Raw genomic sequence first — 2974 nt, 5'->3', positions numbered from 1 at the left:
TACAAGGTGTCAAAGCCGTCAGTAAAAGTTTGTCTACAAGCAGGACACAAGTATCGTTGACTACCTTTGCTGGTTTTTCCATGTTTGTGAGTTCTGGTGTGACCGCACAGAGGGCATTGCATATGTGAAGAGGGAATTGTCTATCAATACCTAGCGATTATACCCACACTTCGTTGAGGCATGACCTAACCAAGCAATACGGTTCGGTTAGAGCGAAAAACACTAATATTCGCGAAGGTTGCGTTGAGGAACGTCACCCAACAAATGCTTACGTTTTGTTGGGTGACGTTCCTAGAATTATTTTTTACTGCAATCCCTCCGTCAATGGGAGGAGGTAATTAAGTCAAAAGTTAAAATGATTCTTTCTTTCCCAGGCTCAGCCTGGGAAAGAGTTTAAAATTTCGTCAGTACGTCGTAGATTGCCCAAATTGCCATTGCTCGCAGGTAGTGACTAGCACGGAAAGTACCAGCAGCTGTGATGGCTTCGGGGGTGCGGAATTGTAGCCCATTGTCGTAAACTTGGCGCACGACAGCTTCCACCATTTGGAAGGCTTCATCTTTCATCCCCATCTGCACCATGAATGCTGCAAGCCCAAAGTTAATTCCTGTCCAAACTTCTAGGGGATGAGTAGCATTGGGATTGAAAGGAGTACCATCTGGTTTTACTCCATTTGCAGCACCCAGAAGACCATTATTAAATTTCAAAAAGCAGGACTCATACACAGTTTTGAGGGTAGATTGTATGCACTCTACTGGCACAATGTCGGGTAATCCCAACCAACGGGCGTAGAACTGACCGCAAAGTTGATCTGCCATGACAATATCAGATCCGCTTTCGCTGTCGAGTCGGTAATATTTGCCGTTCCAAAGCTTTTGTTGATATAAAGATTGGGATTGGTCTAGCCAGGTTTGGTAATTGGTGGTGTTGTATTCGCCGTCAGGGTAATTTTCGGCCAATATTTGTCCGATAGCGATCGCACTCTCTAAAGCCGCTAACCACAAGCCGCCGCAATAAGCGCTCACACCCTGCAATCTCCAATCATCAAAGGTCTGATCTGGCGCACCGGAATTTTCCGGAATCCCATCCCCGTCTAGATCAAACTCCTTGACATAAGCCAGCGTCTTGACAATTGAATCCCAGCATTCTTCCAAAAACTGGATATCTGTGGAGCCAGTCATCACAAAATCTCGATAAACTTGCAAAACAAAATCGCAAGGTAAATCTTTCCAAAGGTTGCAATCCTGGTAACTGGTATAGTTAGTTTTTTCCCACGGATGCTCATTTGGTGCGCCGAGATCGTGGGGTGTGGCATTGGCAGCTTTGCGAATTGCCTGTGCTTGATTGTACCCAATAATTCTGGGAGTATCGTCCCCTGTGGGAATTGCTCGTGCAAAAGCTTCTAAAACTGCTTTATCTAATTTAGGCCAAAGCATCGCCAAAGCAAACGAGCCGTAAAGCCGCACGTCTAAACTTTCGTACCAACGATAATCTAGGCACTCTAAAACACCAAATTGTCCAATCGGATCTAACTCTGATGCTGCTGTCCATAGAGTACCGCCATCGCATAACAGATACAGCTCATTAAACAGTGCCATTTTGAACCAAGAAGGCAAGTCCTGCTGCTCTAAAATTGGCTGTTGCCATTCGCGAATTGAGTCCCGCCAAGTATCATCTTGCTTGAGAGCCGTGCGAATTATCGACCAAGCATTTGTGCCATTGCGACCAAAGAAATCAGTATAACGACGGTAATATTTAGTGATCGAATCCCCCGTACCGAATTCCATCACCGGAAAATCCCAGCAGACGATAAAAGGAATATAGCGAGTTCTACCAGGTTTCAGCGTAAAGCGGACAGCGATCGCGCTAGCTATTTGTTCCCCTGGTGCGGCTGGCGTTTCATCTTGCCGATCCGACAAGGTGCCATTACAAGCAAAAATATCCCAAATATCACCGCCATCGCTTGCCGGGTCCCAACGACTGTGATGGAAGACTTCTAAACTGGGATTATTCACAGTAGCGATCGCTAACTGTCCTTCCCCCTCCCCAATTTCATCATGCAGCCTTACCCGATCTAGCAGACATCCCACGCGGTGAAAGTCGGAAATCCACTGATTTAAGTTTCCCGTACTATCTCCCCATCGTGGTTGATACTCGTAAACCGGACTACCATCATCCCGCACCCGTACTTCTGGCGACTTAATCGCATTGGTAAACCAACCGACCACATTCTGCCAAGTCAGCATAATGCTAATCGTTATCGGCTTATCTGTGGGATTGTATGCAGTCCAGCGAAACACAGCTGTAGGGTAAGAAGTTTCCTGATAATTTCCCGCCCAAATTGGCGAAAACTGCTCGCAACTCAACTCCGCCTGAAACACATTTTCATAGACAAACCAACTGCGCGGATAAAGCGCATGATAAGTCCCAGTCCCCAATCCCTTATCCCCAGTTCCTTCCTTGGGATACCACTGCCAGCGAGATAAACTGCCATCCTCTGGCGGTTCCGTACACAGCGCGTAAGCTTGCGCTGGCGCGTCTTCTGGCTGCTCAAAGACGCTAAACTGACAAGCAGGCAGACTGCGAAATACGTGTTCTCCGCCATTCAGGTGCCACAAGTTAAAGTCACCTCTTGGGGAACGACCAATGCAACCTGCGCCAAAGCCACCCAAGGGCATACCGTGCCAAGGGCCATCGTCGAGATTACTGGCGTAGCGGACAGTGTAAGGCTTGTCCCATCCGAGTCCGATAGGACGCTTCCAGGCGCATTCGGGAATTTCCAAGCGGGGGCGTTGATAAATCATTTCCTGATTTTACGGCGTTTAGACTGGTTAAGCGATCGCGTTTATGAGGCGAACTTTAGTAGACCTCTTGCAAAAGTCATCGCTGGGGTACTATGGGGACTGAACAAAGGCGATTGCTACCCGTTATTCATAACCCTTGCTTATCTCATTGGCTGAACTGAGCCGGAGTTCA

The 2974-nt window shown here is 47.5% G+C and carries 2 protein-coding genes; both read right to left on the bottom strand.

What is annotated here, in order from left to right:
* A partial coding sequence (locus tag NDI42_RS28775; protein WP_190450553.1) for an IS1 family transposase occupies window positions 1-122 on the bottom strand: 122 nt, incomplete at its 3' end.
* Between the two features lie 271 nt (window positions 123-393).
* The gene (locus NDI42_RS28770) at window positions 394-2802 is read right to left on the bottom strand and encodes a GH116 family glycosyl hydrolase (RefSeq protein WP_190450551.1); all 2409 of its coding nucleotides are present in this window, start codon (window positions 2800-2802) and stop codon (window positions 394-396) included.
* Window positions 2803-2974 lie beyond the last annotated feature (172 nt).

This window comes from Funiculus sociatus GB2-C1 (assembly GCF_039962115.1).
Lineage (GTDB): Bacteria > Cyanobacteriota > Cyanobacteriia > Cyanobacteriales > FACHB-T130 > Funiculus > Funiculus sociatus.
Note: the sequence above shows the minus strand (reverse complement) of the source record. Positions and strands in the feature narration are given on the sequence as shown.